The sequence below is a fragment of the Bacteroides sp. QWL-09 genome, from assembly GCF_058683585.1.
Window position 1 is genome coordinate 1,440,725 of sequence record NZ_CM178748.1, and the last position, 22,790, is coordinate 1,463,514.

At 41.0% G+C, this 22,790-nt stretch carries 13 protein-coding genes, 2 tRNA genes, 3 rRNA genes and 1 pseudogene; 1 reads left to right on the forward strand and 18 read right to left on the reverse strand.

Annotated features, from left to right (window positions below; translation table 11 throughout):
* Positions 1-24: 24 nt before the first annotated feature.
* From AC4PG5_RS05695 to AC4PG5_RS05780, 18 genes and pseudogenes are all read right to left on the reverse strand, one after another.
* Positions 25-2,589, reverse strand: a complete 2,565-nt coding sequence (locus AC4PG5_RS05695; protein ID WP_492030458.1) for a glycosyltransferase family 1 protein — start codon at positions 2,587-2,589, stop codon at positions 25-27.
* Positions 2,579-4,273, reverse strand: a complete 1,695-nt coding sequence (locus tag AC4PG5_RS05700; protein WP_492030459.1) for a glycogen/starch synthase — start codon at positions 4,271-4,273, stop codon at positions 2,579-2,581. The genes AC4PG5_RS05695 and AC4PG5_RS05700 overlap by 11 nt, the downstream gene beginning before the upstream one ends.
* Before the next feature lie 226 nt (positions 4,274-4,499).
* Entirely contained in the window at positions 4,500-4,961 is a 462-nt protein-coding gene (locus tag AC4PG5_RS05705; RefSeq protein WP_492030460.1) for a V-type ATP synthase subunit K, read from the reverse strand.
* Positions 4,962-5,003: 42 nt separating this feature from the next.
* Positions 5,004-6,827 (reverse strand): V-type ATP synthase subunit I, encoded by a 1,824-nt coding sequence (locus tag AC4PG5_RS05710; RefSeq protein WP_492030461.1) that lies wholly within the window; start codon positions 6,825-6,827, stop codon positions 5,004-5,006.
* Positions 6,824-7,429 (reverse strand): V-type ATP synthase subunit D, encoded by a 606-nt coding sequence (locus AC4PG5_RS05715; RefSeq protein ID WP_492030462.1) that lies wholly within the window; start codon positions 7,427-7,429, stop codon positions 6,824-6,826. The genes AC4PG5_RS05710 and AC4PG5_RS05715 overlap by 4 nt, the downstream gene beginning before the upstream one ends.
* A 53-nt stretch (positions 7,430-7,482) precedes the next feature.
* Entirely contained in the window at positions 7,483-8,814 is a 1,332-nt protein-coding gene (locus tag AC4PG5_RS05720; protein ID WP_492030463.1) for a V-type ATP synthase subunit B, read from the reverse strand.
* A 29-nt stretch (positions 8,815-8,843) separates the two neighbouring features.
* Positions 8,844-10,604, reverse strand: coding sequence for a V-type ATP synthase subunit A (locus tag AC4PG5_RS05725; protein ID WP_492030464.1), 1,761 nt, complete (start codon positions 10,602-10,604; stop codon positions 8,844-8,846).
* Between the two features lie 18 nt (positions 10,605-10,622).
* Positions 10,623-11,465 carry a DUF2764 family protein gene (locus AC4PG5_RS05730; protein WP_492030465.1) on the reverse strand — a complete coding sequence of 281 codons (843 nt, stop codon included), beginning with the start codon at positions 11,463-11,465 and terminating at the stop codon, positions 10,623-10,625.
* 11 nt (positions 11,466-11,476) lie between these two features.
* Positions 11,477-12,067 (reverse strand): V-type ATP synthase subunit E family protein, encoded by a 591-nt coding sequence (locus AC4PG5_RS05735; protein ID WP_492030466.1) that lies wholly within the window; start codon positions 12,065-12,067, stop codon positions 11,477-11,479.
* 507 nt (positions 12,068-12,574) lie between these two features.
* A 5S ribosomal RNA gene (rrf, locus tag AC4PG5_RS05740) occupies positions 12,575-12,685 on the reverse strand.
* Positions 12,686-12,766: 81 nt separating this feature from the next.
* Positions 12,767-15,648, reverse strand: a 23S ribosomal RNA gene (locus AC4PG5_RS05745).
* 126 nt (positions 15,649-15,774) lie between these two features.
* Positions 15,775-15,848, reverse strand: a tRNA-Ala gene (locus AC4PG5_RS05750).
* A 44-nt stretch (positions 15,849-15,892) separates the two neighbouring features.
* Positions 15,893-15,966: transfer RNA gene (locus AC4PG5_RS05755), tRNA-Ile, on the reverse strand.
* A gap of 143 nt (positions 15,967-16,109) precedes the next feature.
* Positions 16,110-17,633, reverse strand: a 16S ribosomal RNA gene (locus AC4PG5_RS05760).
* Together the 16S, 23S and 5S rRNA genes with 2 tRNA genes alongside form the textbook arrangement of a ribosomal RNA operon.
* Before the next feature lie 1,020 nt (positions 17,634-18,653).
* Positions 18,654-18,893: a DUF4248 domain-containing protein gene (locus AC4PG5_RS05765; protein ID WP_492030467.1), complete on the reverse strand. Its 240-nt coding sequence runs from the start codon at positions 18,891-18,893 to the stop codon at positions 18,654-18,656.
* Positions 18,894-19,029: 136 nt separating this feature from the next.
* Positions 19,030-19,488 carry an HU family DNA-binding protein gene (locus AC4PG5_RS05770; protein WP_492030697.1) on the reverse strand — a complete coding sequence of 153 codons (459 nt, stop codon included), beginning with the start codon at positions 19,486-19,488 and terminating at the stop codon, positions 19,030-19,032.
* Positions 19,489-19,614: 126 nt separating this feature from the next.
* Positions 19,615-20,166: pseudogene (locus AC4PG5_RS05775) on the reverse strand (type I restriction enzyme endonuclease domain-containing protein); the annotation flags it as partial.
* 66 nt (positions 20,167-20,232) lie between these two features.
* Positions 20,233-21,447: a DUF4934 domain-containing protein gene (locus AC4PG5_RS05780; RefSeq protein WP_492030468.1), complete on the reverse strand. Its 1,215-nt coding sequence runs from the start codon at positions 21,445-21,447 to the stop codon at positions 20,233-20,235.
* A 702-nt stretch (positions 21,448-22,149) separates the two neighbouring features.
* Here AC4PG5_RS05780 and AC4PG5_RS05785 point away from each other — a divergent pair.
* Positions 22,150-22,773, forward strand: coding sequence for an HU family DNA-binding protein (locus AC4PG5_RS05785; protein WP_492030469.1), 624 nt, complete (start codon positions 22,150-22,152; stop codon positions 22,771-22,773).
* The last annotated feature ends 17 nt before the right edge of the window (positions 22,774-22,790 follow it).

The window sequence follows — 22,790 nt, forward strand, 5'->3', positions numbered from 1 at the left end:
TTTTATTTCTATATCCTGATCGATTTAATCGAACCAACGTACATAACAGAAGTCCTGACGGTGAGGAAGATCGTTATTCTTAGGATACATACGATAAGCCATTTTAAAGCTACCGGCATTCGATAAGCCATACTTCAATTGGAAGGTATATAAATTACCCTCTTTCTTAATCACTTCGAAAGGCTCAACAGAATAAACATGTTGTTGTCCATCGGCTGCCGTGTAAATGGTTACCAATTCCAAACCAATGGCGTCATTCAGTCCTTTCTCGTCAATGACACAAGTCACCGTATATTCTTTACCGCTCTCTAAATGTCCTTTGCTGAGTTCTTCAACTTTCTCAAGAGAAACGATTGAAACCTCATTCCATTTAGCTACAACAGTTTCCTTCCAAGCGGCAATCTCTTTAGCTTTAGCATTATTGTCTTCCGACAAGAAATGGAAACGCTTAGCTTGCTTATTATAGAACTTGCTATAGTAATCGTCCAATTGTCGTTTCATCGTATAATGAGGAGCGACCTGAGCAATCGAATTCTTGATCACTTTCACCCAACCTTCAGAATATCCTTTCTTATTACGTGCGTAGAACAGAGGTAATATTTCGGTCTCAAGGATACTATATATCGTTGCAGCATCCAATTGATCTTGATGTTCTTGGTTCTTATACGTACGTTTGTCGGTCAAAGCCCAACCAGCACCTTCACGATAGCCTTCTAACCACCAACCATCAAGCACTGAGAAATTAACCACACCATTCATTAGGGCCTTTTCACCAGAAGTACCAGACGCTTCCAAAGGACGTGTCGGCGTGTTCAACCAGATATCAACTCCGGAAATCAAGCGACGAGCAAGTTGCATGTCATAGTTTTCCAAGAAGATAATCTTACCCAAGAATTCAGGACGGCGAGAGATCTCAATGATTTTCTTGATCAACCCTTGTCCCGCACCATCATGTGGGTGAGCTTTTCCTGTAAATAGGAACTGAACAGGATAATCCGGATTGTTCACAATCTTAGATAGACGCTCCAAATCGGTAAACAATAGATGTGCACGCTTATAAGTTGCAAAACGGCGTCCAAAACCGATCAACAACGCATTCGGATTGATTTTATCCATCAACGACACGATACGAGAAGGATCACCTTGATTTTTCAGCCAAGTCTCACAGAACTGCTTACGGATATAATCCACAAGCTTATTCTTCATGGTTGTACGTGTACTCCAGATTTCTTCATCGGGCACATTATAAATGGATTCCCATATTTTAGCGTTCGATTGATCTTTAATATAACCTTCTCCAAAATATTTAGCGTATAACTGTTTCCATTCTGTAGCACACCAAGTCGGGAAATGGACTCCATTCGTAACATAACCGACATGATTTTCTTCAGGGAAATAACCTTTCCATATCGTTGAGAACATTTCCTGAGAAACTTTCCCATGTAACCAGCTCACCCCGTTGACTTCTTGAGAAGTGTTACAAGCAAATACAGACATACAGAAACGTTCTGTCTTGTCACCCGGATTATTTCGTCCAAGATCCATCAAGTCGTCCCAACTAATTCCCATTTGTGCAGGGTATCCGCCCATATATTTACCAAATAGTCCTTCATCAAAATAGTCATGTCCTGCAGGAACCGGAGTATGCACAGTATAAAGAGACGATGCACGTACCAATTCTATGGCTTGCTCGAAAGTCAATCCGCTAGATACATAGTCAGAAATACGTTGCACGTTAATTAATGCGGCATGTCCTTCGTTACAGTGATAGACCTCTTTTGAAATGCCTAATGCTTTCAAGGTCAAAATACCACCAATACCCAACAAGATTTCTTGTTTTAGACGGTTCTCCCAATCTCCACCATACAATTGATGTGTAATTGGTCGGTCAAATTCACTATTTAATTCGTTATCCGTATCCAGCAAGTAGAGCGAAATACGTCCAACATTAATACGCCAAACATTAGCATAAACATAGTAATCAATATACGGAACAGCAATAACCATCGGCTTACCATCCTTATCAAGTACTCTGTCAATCGGTAGGTGTCCAAAGTTCTGAGCATCATAGCTAGCAATCTGCTGGCCATCCATCGATAAACTTTGATTAAAGTAACCATAACGATACAAGAAACCAACAGCACAAAGATCAACATTGCTGTCAGAAGCTTCTTTCAGATAGTCACCGGCCAAAACGCCTAAACCTCCGGAATATATTTTTAGAACATGATTCAAGCCATATTCCATACTAAAATAAGCAACAGAAGCACGTTTTGCATCTGGTTTAACGCTCATATAGTCTTTGAACATCGCATAAACCTCATCCATTCTCTTAACAATTGTCTTGTCAGCCGATAAAGCTTCTAGTTTCTCGTAGCTCAGTCTTTCCAATAACAAAACAGGGTTTTGCCCACATTCCATCCATAACTCAGGATCTAGATCACTAAAAAGTTCGATAGCTTCGGCATTCCAACCCCACCACACATTTCGTGCTATTTCAGATAAATGTTGTAAGGCTTCCGGCAAGCGAGATTGAACTGTAATCTCCCTCCAGTTGGGGGTATTCACATTACTTACTTTAATCTTCATAATGTTTATGATTTTTAATGGTTGTTTCTTTTGATAGTCTGTTCATCGCATGAGTAAGAGCGATGTCATACGCTTTATAATAATAGATAATAAAATGTTTCCAAAGTGCTTTTTCAGCAATAGAAGCAGCCTTCTTTCGTATTGAATAAATCTCTTTAGTCGTCTTTTTGGAAAAAGAAATAACAGTTTCTTCAATAACATTCACTACTTCAAAATAGTTCGTATCCGATCGGTGTATCACCTCAACCCCATTCTCAATGCCCGATTTACCTATGCTTTGAGCCCAACGGCCAAACCCTGCTAAATCGGTGGTTATAGTCGGAACACGAAAAGCAATGCTCTCCAATGGAGTGTACCCCCACGGTTCGTAGTACGAGGCGTATACGCTTAAATCCTGTCCCAATAAGAGATCATAGTACTCCACATCGAAAATACCGTCTTTACCATTAAGATAGCAAGGGACAAAAATAATTTTCACCTTATCGTCCGCGTTGTTTTGCAGTCCCACCCGACGCATCATATTCAAGATCTGATCGTTTTCGGATTGGTGTATACAATGGGCCATAAAAGGCTGATCAAGAGGAGTGTCGAACGTTTGATTTGAATTTAAACGTTCTTGTAAGTCGAGACGCGGACCTGCGCACCAACCAGGTACATTGATAAAAGCCAAGACAGAACGATCGAGCGATGCATTTCGATTTAAAGCACCCAAAGCGTCTAAAAACACATCGAGACCTTTATTCTTAAATTCATAACGACCACTTGTAGCCAGAATCAACGTATCCTTCTGAAGTGTTGTTCCCAAGAGCCCATTGGCGACTTTAAGCATCTTTTCGCGAGCTTGTTTACGCTTTAAAGTGAAAGCATGACCTTTCGGTACAAAGTCATCTTCAAATCCATTAACCAAAATCTCGTCAACAGGCTTATCAAGGAGTTCCAAACACTCATTTGCAGTAATCTCACTCACCGTTGTAAAACAGTCCACATAATGAGCGGCTTGTTTCTCAATGGAATGTTTGGATTGCATGTTTAGCTCTTGTGCCATCTGATCCCCGTTATAGGCAAACAGATAATCATATAATGGTTTTTGATTGCCGGCAATTGATCGGCCGATTGATGTGGCATGAGTCGTAAAGATGGTCGCAATCTGAGGAACTTGCTTTTTTAGATAAAGAGCCGACATTCCGGTCATCCATTCATGAGCCTGAAAGATCACTTTATCGTTTGCCGTCAACTGATAATGATAGAAACTCTCGACGACCTTTCCACAAGCAATCGCAAACATCGACGACTCGTCATAATCACCATATGCATGAAGGGAGTCGACTTGAAAACAATTCCACATCTCCCCATAGTAATGATCCTTATGGGCATAAAATGATTGAAAATCGACTAAGAAAACAATAGGATTTCCCGGAATGTTCCAACGACCAATGCGCACCTCTACTCCATCGTGTTGAGAGGCGTGCGCTTTCCATGAAGCAAACAACTCATCAGATTCAACGAACAAAGGGTTCGTCTTATTCCGCCAAAGATCAGGACCAATAAAAAAAGCTTTATCGTGAAACTGCTTTTGTAACGTGTTTGCTCTTGTAGATAATACTGTATATATACCTCCCACTTTATGACATACTTCCCAGCTAGCTTCGAAAATATAATCGGGGGACAACATCTTTTTTACCATATTCTGTCTAAAAACTCTTTTTTGTGTATGCCGCATGCAAACATACACATTATTATTTTAAAAATAATACCTTAAAACCTAAATATAAGAGATGAAAGATAAACAAACGTTTGCAAAAAGGCACTGTTACAACCGTTTTTCAATGAAATAAAAAAGGAAGTCTGAATAGACCTCCTTTTATTCTCGATGAAGAGTTTGACTCATTAAAGTCCACTCAATATCCTAATTATTGCAAAGCGCTACCAATCAAGAATGTGGCTGCCAAAGCTACGATAGCATAAAGTTCCGGGAAAACGGCAAGAATCAAAGTGTTACTAAACACGTTATGTCCTTGACCAATAGCAGCAATACCATTAGCACAAACTTGTCCCTGACGAATAGCAGAGAACAAAGCAACCAATCCTAATGCAATACCTGCACCTAAGATACCATAAGCTTGAATAGCTGTGATGTTCGGGGTTAATAATCCAAAGATAGTTTGAAACATAAAGTAACCGGCAAAACCATAAAGACCCTGAGTACCAGGAAGAGCGGTCAACACCAAGAAGTTACCGAAAGCGCCATCGTTTTTCTTCAATGCACCTACAGCGGCATTACCTGCGATAGTTACTCCATATGTACTTCCGATACCAGACAAGCCAATCATAATTGCAACGCCCATATAGGCAATAAACAAATTTGTTTCCATAATTTTATTCTATTGTTTTATTGTTTAATTTTTACTTTTTATTTAATTCTTAAAAGGTTTATAAGCCTTGCCGCCTCCTTCATAACCGGAGTTCTTGAAGAACTCCACAAAAGTCAGACGCATCGGGTGAACCATAGCTCCTAAGACATTCATGAAAATATTGATACCGTGGCCAACCACAAAGATCAACACCATCACAATCGGACCTGCGATCACATTATCGGGCTTCATTCCTACTGCCAAACTGTTGAATACACTTGCCAAGATACCTCCCGACAAACCTAAAGCAAACAGACGAACGTACGATAAGATATCTCCCAGCAGACCGGTAGCCATGTTATACGAATCCCATAATCCAACTCCGATATTAAGGAAGATGTTTTTGCCCGGGCTATTCAACAAGAAGATCAAAATTCCCGAAAGACTTAAGATCACAAGATGAACAGTTCCTCCCATCGGCATCAATCCGGGTGCTAAAGCAGCGACTCCTATTGAAATCAAAAGGATGATCCATCCAATTGTCGAAAGTGCGTATTTAAACCCAAACTGGATAGCCTGATTGGCAGCCTTCAGCATCATACCGAAAAGGATCTGTATAGCACCGAGGATCAATGATAGTTGGAACATATCATTATTATCCATAAAGACGGCCTCCTTCAGATCTTTCATAAACGGTAAGTTCCATTCGTACATATTGGCACCAAAGAACGTTCCCGTCAACAGACCACAGAAGAAAGTCGATACCGCTAAAATCTGTACCAACGATAAAATCGGTTTCATCGTCGCACTAATCTTCTTAGCAAACAAACGATAAGCCGTCACTGCCACAAATAGGAACAAGCCATACCCTGAATCACCCAAACAAAGGCCAAAGAAGACCATAAAGAATGGTGCAAAAAACGGGGTCAAATCAAGTTCATTGTATTTCGGCAACATATAAAGCTTACAGATCGGTTCGAACCAAGCAAAGAAACCTTTATTGGCCAATTGAATAGGTACATTGTCACCCGGAACCGGATCGGTCACTTCATAATAGACCTCACCTTCATTCAAAGCATTCTCAATGCCTTCTACACAAGATATAGGAGCCCATCCCTCAAGCATCATCAACTTATCGCCAACGACCGTTTGAGTATTTAAAACGACAGTCGATAATTCAACCTCATCTTGAACACTTTTCAAAGCCATCTTCAAAGATGGGAGTTCTTCGATTGCTAATTGTTTTATAGCTTCGTCACATCCTTCAATAGCCTTTTGAGTCGCTTCAAAGTTTTCCTCCAATTTTGCTAAAGACGTATCAGGAAGAATAATCTGTTCAGCATCACAATCAACCGTTTCTCCTTCTTTAGTCACGGTGACAAAGAATATTTTCGAAGAAAGAGTATTAATGATCATCGCTTGATATTCATCTTCCCATTCTTTTTTATAAGCCGACGCAGAGCAAGTATAAAACCGAATTCTATAACCGGCTTTCTTGAGCTTGACCAGATCAGCAGGTTCAAAATTACCCCAAACCTGCAAGGCATCCTTTTCCTTAGTTAGCGACTGTAATTGTTGAAGAAGGTTGCTTTTTTGGGTTTGCAGTTCATCTACTTCTTCAACTACTTGAAGGCCACGCTCACTCGAACCTTGCTTCTCTTTCGCCTTTGTAGGCTCTTTCTGAGCCAAAAGCAAATTCTGCAACATTTTAGTCACGGAACCAATGCGAGCTACTAGTCGAATGTTTTCTTGTAACTCAGGATTATCGCTCACGCCTTGTTGCTTTTCAACCACATGAACCACTCCCAAATTGCGCAAAGCACTTAAAAACTCATCATACTCCTTATGGTATACAAGGAATGTCAGTTTCTTCATTTTCGTAATCATGCCTCTACCTCCTTCCTTTGTTCTTGACGAGACTTCATGATCTTCTGAGACGATTTAGATAAGTTCTCTTCGTCTTCCATGAAACGCTTAATCTTTCGTAATGCATCTTGATACCCCGGTATCTGAACTTTCTCAAACAAATTCACCTTTTGCGTGGTTTTCTTACGCGCATGTTCAAGCAAATTTAGTTTAGCCAAGATAAATTCACGTTCAATAGCCGTTTGAGCAAGCTCCGAGATGAGATGAATGCCATCGGCATACCATTTCGGTGCATTAAACAAGCTATAGGGACGTATTTCAAAATCGACGTTTTCGAGTATTGGAACCCGAACTCCGGCTATTTTCTTCACTCCCAAATGAACATCTTTGACTTTAACCAATGAGGCATCAAACTCATTCCAAAGAGCGAACATGGCTTCAGAGGCTTGAATTTGTTGTTCAAGCCTAACCTCCAAGCTATCAGCATCTGTTTTGCAACGCTTAACTTCCATACGAAGAGCACTCTCCTTATTCTTAATGATAGGTAGAGTTCTCGTGCGCACCTTAAGCTGCTTTTCAAGTTGCTGAAGAGAGGTTTTGTTATATTGAAACTTTATTGCCACTTTGTTATAAGATATTATGTGATAAATACACTATGATGATTGACCTATGACGATCAATCATTCTGTTTTCCAGACCAATACTGGTCTACTAGTTCTTTCTTGATATTTACCTCTTCCTGACGGAAATATTTACCAAACAGTCCCCAAGCCACATCCAACATTTCTGTGGTGTTCAAGTTGACATCGATAGCCAATAATTGATTCGAGTAATCCTTAGCAAAAGCCAAAGTACGCTCATCGTAATTAGTCAAATCGAAACCATTCTCCAACTTCGTCTTCGCATTGGCAGCATCGGCATACAAACGAACCGCAGCATTCATCACTTGTGGATGGTCTTTACGGGTCTTCTTACCGGTAACCAATTGTTTCAAACGAGAGAGAGAACGGAATGGGTCGACAATAACTTTACCAATATCACTATCACGACGTAAGAATAACTGTCCTTCAGTGATATATCCTGTATTATCAGGAATAGCGTGTGTAATATCTCCACCCGATAAAGTCGTTACAGCGATAATCGTAATTGATCCTCCGGCTGGGAATTGCACCGCTTTCTCATAGATCTTAGCCAAATCTGAATACAAAGATCCCGGCATAGAGTCCTTCGATGGAATCTGGTCCATACGATTCGACACAATGGCCAAAGCATCGGCATACGATGTCATATCGGTCAACAAGACCAATACTTTCTCATCATTATTTACCGCAAAATATTCAGCTGCAGTCAACGCCATATCTGGAATCAACAAACGTTCTACAGGAGGATTTTCTGTTGTATTTACAAAACTGATAATACGATCGAGTGCACCGGCATTAGAGAACACATTCTTAAAATAAAGGTAGTCATCATTAGTCATACCCATACCTCCAAGAATGATCTTATCGGTTTCTGCACGTAAAGCCACGTTAGCCATGACTTGGTTAAACGGTTGGTCAGGGTCTGCAAAGAATGGAATCTTCTGTCCGGACACCAACGTATTATTCAAATCAATACCGGCGATACCTGTTGCAATAAGTTCAGATGGTTGTTTACGTCGAACAGGGTTAACCGAAGGACCACCAATAGGCACTTCTTGTCCCTCAATATCCGGGCCACCATCAATAGGATCTCCGAACGCATTAAAGAAACGTCCGGCAAGCTGTTCACCTACCTTAAGTGTAGGCGATTTACCAAGGAAGACCACCTCAGCATTAGTCGGAATACCTTCGGTACCCTCAAAAACTTGCAAGGTCACCTCATCACCGGCAATTTTCACGACCTGAGCTAGTTTACCATTAACGGTAGCCAGCTCATCATAGCCCACACTAGTTGCCTTCAACGAACAAGTCGCTTTAGTAATCTGAGTGATCTTGGTATATATTTTCTGAAAAGCTTTTGTTGACATTGTTATATCATTAATTTGATAGTTAATAGTTACTCTTTAACAGATCTCTTAGCAATCAATTCGGTCAAATCAACACGGAATTTCTCATAAGGTTCCGAACGGAAAGCTGAATAGTTCATCTGTTTACAGATATTGATCATCTTTTTGAAGTAATCCATAACTTCATTAAAGTTATCGAACTCAAAATCCGTATGACAAATATCGATCACCATATTCAATATTTCTTCTTGGCGATCCATTGGCGTCACAGCATCAATCTCATCAAATGCGTCCTGCTGTAAAATCACAAAGTCGATTAATTCTGATTTCCAGAAAATCACATGATATTCCACAGGTACTCCATCGTCACCCAAGATATTAATCTGCTCGGCAATCTCTTTACCACGTTGCAAACGTGTCTTGATCTCGTTTACCTTGCCAATCCATTCTCCGTTAATACGTTTTACAATATAATCCTCAAATTCAGGATACTCTATATATTTTGAATAAGAATCAATCGGATTCACAGCCGGATAACGTTTTCTATCGGCACGTTCCTGTTCCAAGGCATAGAAACAGCGAGCAACCTTCTTCGTATTTTCAGTCACCGGCTCTTTCAAGTTACCACCGGCAGGTGATACCGTACCGATAAAGGTGATTGAACCACTTTCATCATTGTTCAACTGAACATACCCTGCACGACCATAAAAGTTCGATATAATTGAAGACAAGTCCATCGGGAATGCATCAGGCCCAGGCAACTCTTCCATACGATTCGACATCTCACGTAAAGCCTGCGCCCAACGAGAAGTAGAGTCAGCCATCAAAAGCACCTTAAGTCCCATCGAACGATAAAATTCAGCAATACTCATCGCTGTATAAACCGATGCCTCACGAGCAGCAACCGGCATGTTCGATGTATTTGCAATAATAATGGTACGCTCCATCAATTTACGTCCGGTATGAGGGTCAACCAATTCAGGGAATTCCGTAAAGATTTCCACAACCTCATTGGCACGTTCACCACAAGCTGCGATGATCACAATGTCAGCTTCAGCTTGTTTAGAAATAGCATGTTGAAGCACCGTCTTACCAGTTCCGAAAGGGCCGGGAATAAATCCGGTACCACCCTCAACAATAGGATTCACTGTATCGATCACACGAACCCCGGTTTCCAATAATTTAAATGGACGAGGTTTTAGCTTATAGTTAGTCATGGCACGTTTAACCGGCCACTTCTGAATCATCGTTACTTCGATTTCAGTTCCTTTCTCATCGGTAAGAACCGCTATAACATCCTCAATCTTATAATCACCCTCAGCTACAATACGCGTCACAACAGCTTCGCCTTCCATAGCAAGAGGTGCCATTATTTTCAACGGTTGGAAGTTTTCTTCGACTTGTCCCAACCATGCAGAAGCTTTAACCCTATCACCAACAGCGACCAATGGGTTAAAATGCCATACACTTCCCTTATCCAAGGCATAAGTGTAATCTCCGCGTTTCAAGAAAACGCCATCCATCTTATCTAGGTCGTTTTGCAACCCATCATAGTTCTTTGACAGCATACCCGGACCTAAAGTCACTTCAAGCATGTGTCCTGTAAATTCGGCTGTGGCTCCTACCTTCAATCCACGTGTACTTTCAAACACCTGAACGTAAACAAACGATCCAACAACCTTAATTACCTCCGCCATCAACTTGTCTCCACCGGTAGTAATATAGCAGATTTCATTCTGCGCCACCGGGCCGTCAACGACAAGGGTTACCATATTGGCAATAACGCCACTGACAGTTCCTTTTGTTGCCATATCTATTTTTTAAATTATTTATCTGAATTCTTCGGGAATGGTCACTTCACTCTTCAATGAATGAATGATACTTCTGAAATATTGATTTCCCTTTTCTTTATCCAACGCTATCCAACGCTCAATCATCTCAAGTCTCAGCAAAAAGATGAAAAGACGTTCGATTGTGAAATAGTCAAAGAACGTAGCTTCATCCATCCAACTCCAACGAAGTTGATCGATCTTCTTCTCACGTTCTACCCAATCTGTGATTTCACTCATCCTATTTAACTGTTCGAAATACTCCAATTCTGTCGAAAGTCCAAAATCACGAGCATGCGATGTTCTCAATGCATCACACACCCACGTTTGACCAACAATATTCGAAGCCACATCCCATTCATACTTACGAGCCGAAAGTGCCAAAAGAATATTATTAATAGACAAGTTAAAATCAAACCAAGTTGTCAGGAATTTATTATCTGACTTCATCGCGTATTCATAATACAGCGCCATCAGTTTATTTTCCAGAGCAACAAAATCGACTGTTTCAGAACTCAGAACATCAAAAATAAAAGTAGACAAGTAGATAGGAAGGACCTTTGAATCTATTTTCTTCCCTTCTTTAAGGTCAGCAATACACTCTTGCAGAAGTTCCAAGGTAAAGTTTCCTCGAGAATCAAAAGCCTCTTCTTTCCCTTTAAGAAGATTCAATACATTCATGTTATCAAACTTCAGATAAAACAAATCGATTAATTTTTTATCTGAGGTCGACAACTGGTTATACAATTCTGATTTGAAATCGGCTACCGTATAACTAAGTTTACCATCTTCAAGAGTTAAATCGGGCAGACCTGCTATCAAGTAATAATATTTACTGCGCATAAGCCCTACCATTAAAATAACATTTCTACCAATTGAGGACGCAAAAATGCTTTAAAATAATTCATAAATTCCGCTTCACCAAAGTTTACTTTATAAGATCCGTCGGCAGGTGATACGGTAAACAATGTTTTGATACCATTTACCTGTTCAATAGTCACGCTCTTCTCTAATAATTCTTTAGCATGAGCTGCAAAATATGATTTTAAAGATTCAGCTTCAGCAGTAGAAATAACGATTGGCTCTTCAATACTCCATTTAGAAGCCAACTGCACAATAAATGCGTTCAAAAAATCTTTTTTATCAACAAAATCTTTCACCGCAGAAGAAACGAGAGCATTAGTTATGCACGAAGCTATCTCAGATTTTAAAGCTTGAACAGCCTGACCAGCATATAACTTTAGTTCCGATTTAGTATTCTCTGTTAGTTCTTCAGCGGATTTCGTGGAGCTAACCTTTATTGTTTCTGCTTCTTTTTGGGCTTTCTCAACAATTTTCTTTGCCTCTTCTTGAGCTTTTTCAATAATTCGTTTTGCCTCTTCATTTCCTTTTTCAACGCCTTCACGATAAATTTTATCGGTTAACTCTTGAATTTTATTTTCCATATCCACAAATATATTTAGGATTTATAAAACTAATTTTCTGTGCTTTTCGATTAGATTCGCACCAAAAGTACAAAATTCAAATTTATAAAAAAAGAAAAGAGATAAAGAAAACTCTTATAGAAACTGATTTTAAGGTTATAACTGAGTTATTTAGAAAACTTTAAAATGGTGAGAATTAATGAGAAGGGAAAAGGCATGATTAACACTTGATTAATTTTCCAAAGAGTTCGTATCAATCGAGGTTTGAAGAAGAAAAGCTGCATCAAATTCATGGACGGGTTCAGAAGATATAGCACGATAGGAGATAACATGACATGGCATCGAAGGAATGGGATGGAATGAAATAAGATGGGATGGGATGGTAAGAGATAATGCGGCACAACATTGGATTAGATAAGAAGGCAAGGTAAAACAAGACAAGGTCAAATAGTATTGCATGGTACAAAACAGTACGGCACGGCACAAAAAAAGACCCTTCGAAACATTACTGAATCGAAGGGTCAATCAAAATGGCGGCTACCTACTCTCCCACTGTTACGCAGTACCATCGGCGTGACGAGGCTTAACTTCTCTGTTCGGAATGGGAAGAGGTGGAACCCTCGTGCTATAACCACCTAAAAAAGGTTATGACATGTGTACAGTAAAAATTTAGACTCCTAAAAAGGATAGCTAAATGGATATAACAAACAACGCGCGTTTGTAAGAAAGTGCACGGGCAATTAGTAACGCTCGGCTTTGATGTTGCCACCTTTACACCTGCGTCCTATCAACGTCATCGTCTATAACGACCCTAAGAAATCTAATCTTGTGGCCGGCTTCGTACTTAGATGCTTTCAGCACTTATCCGATCCCGACTTAGATACCCAGCGATGCACCTGGCGGCACAACTGGTAAACCAGAGGTCAGTCCAACACGGTCCTCTCGTACTAGTGTCAGAGCCACGCAAATTTCATACGCCCACGATAGATAGAGACCGAACTGTCTCACGACGTTCTGAACCCAGCTCGCGTGCCACTTTAATGGGCGAACAGCCCAACCCTTGGGACCTTCTCCAGCCCCAGGATGTGACGAGCCGACATCGAGGTGCCAAACCCCTCCGTCGATATGAGCTCTTGGGAGGGATCAGCCTGTTATCCCCGGAGTACCTTTTATCCTTTGAGCGATGTCCCTTCCATGCGGAAACACCGGATCACTATGCTCTAGTTTCCTACCTGATCGACTTGTCTGTCTCCCAGTCAAGCACCCTTATGCCATTACACTCTACGGACGGTTACCAATCGTCCTGAGGGTACCTTTAGAAGCCTCCGTTACACTTTTGGAGGCGACCACCCCAGTCAAACTACCCACCAAACAATGTCCTCGCAAAAGCGAGTTAGAACTCAAACAATCAAAGGGTCGTATTTCAACAGCGACTCCACAAATACTAGCGTACCTGCTTCAAAGTCTCCGACCTATCCTACACATCAATGGCCCAAATTCAATGTTAAGCTATAGTAAAGGTTCACGGGGTCTTTTCGTCCCATCGCGGGTAATCGGCATCTTCACCGATACTACAATTTCACTGAGCTCACGGTTGAGACAGTGTCCAGATCATTACACCATTCGTGCAGGTCGGAACTTACCCGACAAGGAATTTCGCTACCTTAGGACCGTTATAGTTACGGCCGCCGTTTACTGGGGCTTCAATTCAATGCTTCTCTTGCGATGACATCTCCTCTTAACCTTCCAGCACCGGGCAGGTGTCAGGCTGTATACTTCATCTTTCGATTTTGCACAGCCCTGTGTTTTTGTTAAACAGTTGCCTGGACCTATTCTCTGCGCCCACATCGCTGTGGGACCCTTTATCCCGAAGTTACAGGGTCAATTTGCCTAGTTCCTTAACCGTGATTCACTCAAGCGCCTGAGTATATTCAACCCAACTACGTGTGTCCGTTTACGGTACGGGTACCTCAAAGATTATGTTTAGCGGATTTTCTTGGGAGTATGGTTACATGCGCTATTGAATTGTTCCGAAGAACGCTCCATACTATCAGGTTCGACTCTCGATACGGATTTGCCTGTATCGATCAACATCTACACCCTTTAACGAACATCCGTCTGTTCGCGGCATTGTCACTCCTCCGTCCCCACGTCACTCTTAAAGGTAGTACAGGAATATTAACCTGTTCTGCCATCGGCATCACCTGTCGGCTGAGCCTTAGGACCCGACTAACCCTGATCCGATTAGCGTTGATCAGGAAACCTTAGTCTTTCGGCGAGGGGGTTTCTCACCCCCTTTATCGTTACTTATACCTACATTTGCTTTTCCACAAGCTCCAGACAAGCTTACGCTTGGCCTTCAACGCGTAGTGGAATGCTCCCCTACCGATATTTACATATCCCACAGCTTCGGTAATACACTTAATGCCCGATTATTATCCACGCCAAACTCCTCGACTAGTGAGCTGTTACGCACTCTTTAAATGAATGGCTGCTTCCAAGCCAACATCCTAGCTGTCTTAGCAATCTGACTTCGTTAGTTCAACTTAGTGTATATTTGGGGACCTTAGCTGGTGGTCCGGATTCTTCTCCTTTAGGACATGGACCTTAGCACCCATGCCCTCACTCCCGTGATTAAACTAATGCGCATTCGGAGTTTATCAAGACTTGATAGGCGGCGAAGCCCTCGCATCTTATCAGTCGCTCTACCTCACATTAGTAACTCACGAGGCTGCACCTAAATGCATTTCGGGGAGTACGAGCTATCTCCAAGTTTGATTAGCCTTTCACCCCCACCCTCAACTCATCCAGAAGCTTTTCAACGCTTATTGGTTCGGTCCTCCAGCTAGTGTTACCTAGCCTTCAACCTGGTCAAGGGTAGATCACTTGGTTTCGCGTCTACTCCTACCGACTATACGCCCTATTCAGACTCGCTTTCGCTTCGGCTGCAGATCTCAAGATCCTTAACCTGGCCGGTAAAAGTAACTCGTAGGTTCATTATGCAAAAGGCACGCCGTCACAGCATAAAGCTGCTCCGACCGCTTGTAGGCGCACGGTTTCAGGGACTATTTCACTCTTCTATTCGAAGTGCTTTTCACCTTTCCTTCACAGTACTGGTTCGCTATCGGTCTCTCGGGAGTATTTAGCCTTACCGGATGGTCCCGGCAGATTCAGACAGGATTTCACGTGTCCCGCCCTACTCAGGATACCACTAGGATCTTTTAAACTTCGAATACGCAACTATCATGCGCTATGGTTGAACTTTCCAGATCATTCTTCTCATTTAAACAGATTCCACAACGTGGTCCTACAACCCCATCACATGCCGTAACATGGATGGTTTGGGCTGTTCCCCGTTCGCTCGCCACTACTAGGGGAATCATTATTATTTTCTTTTCCTACAGGTACTAAGATGTTTCAGTTCCCTGCGTTAGCCTCCTGACATAATCAGGATGATATTTCTTCAAAATATCAGGTTGTCCCATTCGGAAATCCGCGGATCAAAGGTTATTTGCACCTACCCGCAGCTTATCGCAGCTTATCACGTCCTTCATCGCCTCCGAGAGCCAAGGCATCCGCCATGCGCCCTTATTTACTTTCTTACAAACGTTCACTGTTACTATAAAAGTAACATGCGTAAAGTTTGATATATACTTTTAGCTCTTACTAAATTTTTACTTTTTGTACAACATGTCAAAGATCGTTTTTCTTATGTCTCAAAGAAAAGGTGGAGAATAACGGATTCGAACCGTTGACCCCCTGCGTGCAAGGCAGGTGCTCTAGCCAGCTGAGCTAATCCCCCGAAGTAACAAAAAAAGAGATGGTCATCCAAATCTCGTACATCGGTAGTCCCAGGCAGAGTTGAACTGCCGACCTCTACATTATCAGTGTAGCGCTCTAACCAACTGAGCTATAGGACTGTCAGTACACTCGTGCCTAAAATAGGCCCGGCTTCTTTTTATCTCTTGTTTATCCTTATTAAAGATCTATATCTTAAATAAACAAGTACCAGTAGTACAAAAACCAAGAACCATTAATCGTCATTTGAACGGTATCGCTCCAGAAAGGAGGTGTTCCAGCCGCACCTTCCGGTACGGCTACCTTGTTACGACTTAGCCCCAATTACCAGTTTTACCCTAGGACGCTCCTTACGGTTACGTACTTCAGGTACCCCCGGCTTTCATGGCTTGACGGGCGGTGTGTACAAGGCCCGGGAACGTATTCACCGCGCCGTGGCTGATGCGCGATTACTAGCGAATCCAGCTTCATGGAGTCGGGTTGCAGACTCCAATCCGAACTGAGAGAGGTTTTGGGGATTAGCATCACGTCGCCGTGTAGCTGCCTGTTGTACCTCCCATTGTAACACGTGTGTAGCCCCGGACGTAAGGGCCGTGCTGATTTGACGTCATCCCCACCTTCCTCACATCTTACGACGGCAGTCTCTCTAGAGTCCTCAGCATGACCTGTTAGTAACTAAAGATAAGGGTTGCGCTCGTTATGGCACTTAAGCCGACACCTCACGGCACGAGCTGACGACAACCATGCAGCACCTTCACAAATGCCTTGCGGCTATAATCTTTCAACTATATTCATTTGCAATTTAAGCCCGGGTAAGGTTCCTCGCGTATCATCGAATTAAACCACATGTTCCTCCGCTTGTGCGGGCCCCCGTCAATTCCTTTGAGTTTCACCGTTGCCGGCGTACTCCCCAGGTGGAATACTTAACGCTTTCGCTTGGCCGCTTACTGTATATCGCAAACAGCGAGTATTCATCGTTTACTGTGTGGACTACCAGGGTATCTAATCCTGTTTGATACCCACACTTTCGAGCATCAGTGTCAGTAACAGTCTAGTCAGCTGCCTTCGCAATTGGAGTTCTTCGTGATATCTAAGCATTTCACCGCTACACCACGAATTCCGCTAACCTCTACTGTACTCAAGACTGACAGTATCAACTGCAATTTTACGGTTGAGCCGCAAACTTTCACAGCTGACTTACCAGCCCACCTACGCTCCCTTTAAACCCAATAAATCCGGATAACGCTCGCATCCTCCGTATTACCGCGGCTGCTGGCACGGAGTTAGCCGATGCTTATTCATAATGGTACATACAAAACACCACACGTGGCGCACTTTATTCCCATATAAAAGAAGTTTACAACCCATAGGGCAGTCATCCTTCACGCTACTTGGCTGGTTCAGACTTCCGTCCATTGACCAATATTCCTCACTGCTGCCTCCCGTAGGAGTTTGGACCGTGTCTCAGTTCCAATGTGGGGGACCTTCCTCTCAGAACCCCTATCCATCGTAGGTTTGGTGGGCCGTTACCCCGCCAACTGCCTAATGGAACGCATTCCCATCGATAACCGAAATTCTTTAATATTTTCAACATGCGAAGAAAATATACTATCGAGTATTAATCTTTCTTTCGAAAGGCTATCCCCGAGTTATCGGAAGGTTGAATACGTGTTACTCACCCGTGCGCCGGTCGCCAGCAGATTATTGCTAATCCCTGATGCCCCTCGACTTGCATGTGTTAAGCCTGTAGCTAGCGTTCATCCTGAGCCAGGATCAAACTCTTCATTGTAATAATATTGTTTGAATATTAACTCTTATATAAATAAAAGCCAATACCTTTTTAGCTCTGTTCAGGATACCGTAAAAATTTATTGACGATCTAATAATACCTAATAATAAGTATTGACGGTTCTTGTTTTTTACTTGTACTACTTGTATTGTTTATCAATATTTCAAAGAACGTGGCTTCTGATCAAATCTTCGATTCAAAAGCGGGTGCAAAGGTAAAACTCTTTAAGCAAACCACCAAACGTTTTGGAAAGTTTTTTTTAAAGTTAATCTTTCAGGTTTTTTCAACTTCAAATCAGTAAACTCTCTTGCGAAAGAACCATTCAAAATCGAAAGGCTGAAAACCTAAGCGAATCGGACTGCAAAGATACAAACTTTAATATTAAAACAACAACTCTTTTCGAAGTTATTTTTAATTTAATTTTTAAAGCGAATCAAAGTCACCTCAAAGGGAAACTACTGAAAAAAGTATCCGGAGAACCCATTCGGCCATCGAACCAAAACAAAATGTCAATCAAAAGGCTTTGTCTCTCTTGCAAAGCGGATGCAAAAGTAGAGCATTAAGCGGCAATACACAAATCCATCAGAAGGTTTTTTCTGAGTTTTTTTAAAGATAATAGATAAAGGGTTGAAAAATAGACAGGTTACAAAACATAGTTTTAGAGGGGTGAGTCAAGGGGCGGAAAAACAAACACCATATAATATTCACACGTGCGTGCGTGAGAGCGCGGGAGCGCGTAAGTATAAGTAGAAGTGCTCGCGGGGATTACAAACGCGAGATTATTGGCATGATTACGTGTCATAGCATAGTACAACAAACAGATACTACCTCTAACGAAGTGTTTATAAGGTATAAAAAAGAAATTGAGAATAAGCCAAAAGACCAATTACACAATTACTTTATATTTACCGATTACATCATATAGAAAAATCACCTTTACTCCAATAATCTGTGGTAAAGGTGATTTTTAAGTTCATGAGAGTTTTTAGAGGCTTTCATCGTGAAAGCCAAACGTGTCAATTAAGGCACATCAAATGTCTCTACGATCAGTTGCACTTGTCGCGGGGTAAACGTCCGCGTACGAACATTGCAACCCAACTGTCTCAGCGTTTCACACAAAGCCCTGTTTTTTCTGATCCAACGAATAAACGTCCGCATAGCACATCTTGGTGTTGTTTCGGGCAAATAAAGACAAGCTAACTCCCTCTTAGAATAAGTTTTGATCCGAAATTCAGATTCTTCAATGTAATTTTGATTCATAACTAAAGGTCTAGGTTTATGAAGGTATAAAGGTACAAACAAAAACTAAAAAAAACGACTAAATCCAGCGTCATAAAACACAAAAAAAATCAGAAGAGTCGATGATCATCACTCTTCTGATTTTTATATTAATCCACTACCCTATCGGATCAGGGGCTTCTCCCGGCTTTTCCTGAGGATCGGGAGCTTCATTCGCATGATCTTTATGATCATTGCCTAGTCGTTCCAGACTCGCTTCGTTCAACATTTCCCTAAATTTAGCGCCCGGTGTGAAAATAATCTTCACACGTTCAATGCATTTACAATCAACAAAATCAGCCTTATCTTGAGATTTACAATTAATACCCGGGCGGAAACATCCAAAATCACCCAATTGCACCGACATCCCTTTATTCAAGTTGATATTCAACGTATCAATCAACCCATCGAGCACAAACTTAACGACTCCACTCGGAACCAACCCAACCTTCGAAATCTCATGGCATAAATCATCAAACTTCACCGTATTGGTAATCACGTTTTGAGCGACAAATTTTTCAGTTTTAGTTTTATCAAAACCAAATACCTTTTTCTTTACTACATACTTCAACATAATCTTTTAAGTTTTAAATTTTTATTACTAAATTATTTCTTTGTGATCACGTTGCAAATATATAATATCGCAGAAGGGGTATGGTGCTTTAATGTTCGACACTGAACGATAAAAAAAACGATGCTCTGATTATTTTTCGTATTTAAGGCGAGAATCCACCGCAACAGTATAATAACTCTCTTGAAAATCATATCCCACCACCTTCTCATCTACCGAAGAATAATCATCCCCATTATCAGTCCACTGTTCACATTGACGAATCACCGTTTCCAAAGCACTAGCAGCCTCTTCCGGTGGATAATGATATTTTTTCAGGAGTCGCTTAATTATTTTACGCATCCCGGCCCTTGCCGACTCCTTTTTCTGCCAATCGATTGTTTTATTTTTCCGTAACGTATCCGCCAACTCCTTTGTCATAGCGACCAACTCTTCATTTGAATACACATCATGAACAGCCTGCGGTTTAGTCAGTGCATCGTAAAAAGATTTTTCTTCAAGAGTCAGCTCCAATTGACTTCCCTTCAATTCCGAACTAGCAATCTCATTTGCAAGTTTCAGCAACTCTCATCCCAAGAATATCGAATCGAAAAGTGAAAACTCAGCTTTAATATCCGAAAACGAATTAATGACACCATCACTCTTCACACTCTGTTTCAACAATTCCCCTATTCGAGCATTCATAAGTATGAATAAAACAGTTGATTCAATTTTGCAAAAAGATGATGCCTTTAAATTTGCTGATTACAATCAAATTGGTTTTACATGTAAAAGGAATAACACAGGATTACTGTCCTCTGTCAAGCCATCATACAATTGAGTTAATTGGGGATCAGTAATTAATGGACTATTAAAAATACTCTCTTTCATTTCCATCACTTTTACAGCTGATTTAGCGACTAAAAAAGTTTCATCATTATACCGAATCGGAGGTACGTTGCCGGGAGAATGAGCAAAAAACAATGGATTGGAAGTTGCACCACTGCATTTATAGGTCTGCTTTGTTTTATGCGAATAAACCACAAAAGGAGACCATGTAAATCCATCTTGATGAAAATAAAAAAGAGCGTGGTTTTTGAGCACGACATAATCGTCAAAAGTAATTCTTGTATTTTTTATTTTTGAAAAAGTGTCAGCATCCATATTTTCTGCTATTTCAGGGAATCCTCCGCCTACAATATCTAAGCGGTATATTTCATGACATTTATCTTCCTTTATCAGATAAACTGAATTAGTCCATGGATTATTCAGATAGATATCTTTACCAAACTGTCGCAAAGGATACATGTTAGGACTAAGATGGAAAGCAGAAGTGTGATAAGTTGGAAACTCATTATAAATCAATTCTAGATCCTCATTATGAACAGTGAGCATACGTTGACCAGAGGTATCATTACTGCCAGAATCGTTAAACCCTACCAGAAAGTTGTTTGTCATAAACTTGATGTCGTTCACATAGAATGTAGGGGACTCATCTTTTACAAAGTTACCCTCCAAATCATAATAATGCAGACGGCTCCAGTCATATAAGACGATTTGTTTCTGATCACCCGTTAACGCAATATTACACAAGCGTAAATATTCTCCAGGACCTTCGCCCATATTTCCTATTTTTCGAATAAAATGTCCTTGCTTATCAAAACAGTAGACCGAATTAGCTATAAAAGTATCCAAAATGAATATAAGATTACCCGTGCAAAGTACTTGGTTAACTTCACCAATAAGGCACTGATCATTGGTGGCTAAGCGGATAAATGAAATATTATCAATCAAGCTATCAAAAGCGACCGCTTCTCCGCCAGCCGGATCAACTGTAATGTGAATTAGAGTCGTATCTGAAAGGATGTGTTCGCCCTCTGTTCTCTTGGTTAACGAAGAGTGACAACTCATGCACATCAATAGAATAGTAAAGATGATAATGTCATTACTGCACTTTATCAAAAGGGGATATAATCTATATTGCATATCACTAAGTTTAGACTAAATTCATCGTCTTTCAACAAGAGGAAAGAACTATGGATTTAATGAAAGTGTAATTTAAATGGGAGTGTAATTTAAACCCTGTATAGTTTCTGTTTTGTTTAAATTTCTGCAAATATAATTTTTCCTTTTTGGATTTACAAATGCTTTTAAGGCACTTTTCAATTAGTATCTACACGTCTGTCTTCTTAAATATATTACAACCTTGATTTAGACCTTAAAAGTATTACTTTCAGGTCACTTATACAAGCTACTCGGGAGATCTTTTATAACCATCTATCGTCCCGTTTACTTTTTAAAATGGGCTCAATACATAAAAAGATCGACGTAGAAAATTTCTCGCCGCCGCTATTGTTTTTCTTCGCGATGTTTAGTACTTTTGTTAGGCACTATTTAATCGTTAACCTATAGGCTAACGAAACATTACCTATAGTCTAACGAAACATTGCCTATGGGCTAACGAAAGAATGCCTATAGGCTAACGATTAAACTGTCGCAAGCCAGATCCTTAGCTCTTGCAAGAAAAAACAGTAACCTTAGTTAACGCATAAACAACTTAGAGCTTGTTTAAATTTGGGCCAAGATAGGTCGATAAAGCCAATCTAAATACATTCAAAGAAAATGTATTCAAGGAAAATGTAAAAATTTAAACAGCCTCTTAATCTAACTCTAAAAACAAATAGAATTATGAGTCTTTATTACGACCTTTATCCTGCAGCGGATGTCCAGCAAACGGGTGAGGAACAACCTCTTTACCCACGTATCGTATCTAAAGGAACCATCGAAAAGGAGGAATTCCTAGAACATGTCAGCCGGTTTTGCCACCTCAATAAAAGTGTCTTGGCAGGAGCCATGGACGCGTTCCAAAGTGAACTGAAAGATTTATTGGCCAACGGCTGGAATGTGAGCCTAGATGATATCGGCTATTTCTCTCTCTCACTAGAAGGACCTAAAGTGATAAGTAAGGAGGAGGTACGGGCCAACTCCATCGACTTGAAAAATATCAATTTCCGAGTGAATAAAACATTTAAAAGGGAGGTGCGAAGCCAGATGAAATTGGAACGCAAAACGTCTTTGACTCGACCGGAACCAAACAAATATACACTGGAAAAGGCTCGTGAAATGCTGAAAAAGTATCTGGAAAGTCACCCGTTTATCACGCGCGAAGCATACTGCCGACTGACCGAAAATAAAAAAGAGCCGGCATTGAGGAACTTAAATTCATTCATCGAAGAGGGACTACTCGAACGCCACGGAGCGGGACGAACCGTAATCTATATGCTCAAACCACTCACAGAACAGCTTGAATAAAACAAATAATGTTCCGC

Excerpts from the sequence above, each read along its gene's own strand:
- AC4PG5_RS05695 (WP_492030458.1), bottom strand. The coding sequence starts at position 2,589 with ATGAAGATTAAAGTAAGTAATGTGAATACCCCCAACTGGAGGGAGATT.
- AC4PG5_RS05700 (WP_492030459.1), bottom strand. The coding sequence starts at position 4,273 with ATGGTAAAAAAGATGTTGTCCCCCGATTATATTTTCGAAGCTAGCTGG.
- AC4PG5_RS05705 (WP_492030460.1), bottom strand. The coding sequence starts at position 4,961 with ATGGAAACAAATTTGTTTATTGCCTATATGGGCGTTGCAATTATGATT.
- AC4PG5_RS05710 (WP_492030461.1), bottom strand. The coding sequence starts at position 6,827 with ATGATTACGAAAATGAAGAAACTGACATTCCTTGTATACCATAAGGAG.
- AC4PG5_RS05720 (WP_492030463.1), bottom strand. The coding sequence starts at position 8,814 with ATGTCAACAAAAGCTTTTCAGAAAATATATACCAAGATCACTCAGATT.
- AC4PG5_RS05725 (WP_492030464.1), bottom strand. The coding sequence starts at position 10,604 with ATGGCAACAAAAGGAACTGTCAGTGGCGTTATTGCCAATATGGTAACC.
- AC4PG5_RS05730 (WP_492030465.1), bottom strand. The coding sequence starts at position 11,465 with ATGCGCAGTAAATATTATTACTTGATAGCAGGTCTGCCCGATTTAACT.
- AC4PG5_RS05735 (WP_492030466.1), bottom strand. The coding sequence starts at position 12,067 with ATGGAAAATAAAATTCAAGAGTTAACCGATAAAATTTATCGTGAAGGC.
- AC4PG5_RS05765 (WP_492030467.1), bottom strand. The coding sequence starts at position 18,893 with ATGAATCAAAATTACATTGAAGAATCTGAATTTCGGATCAAAACTTAT.
- AC4PG5_RS05780 (WP_492030468.1), bottom strand. The coding sequence starts at position 21,447 with ATGCAATATAGATTATATCCCCTTTTGATAAAGTGCAGTAATGACATT.
- AC4PG5_RS05785 (WP_492030469.1), top strand. The coding sequence starts at position 22,150 with ATGAGTCTTTATTACGACCTTTATCCTGCAGCGGATGTCCAGCAAACG.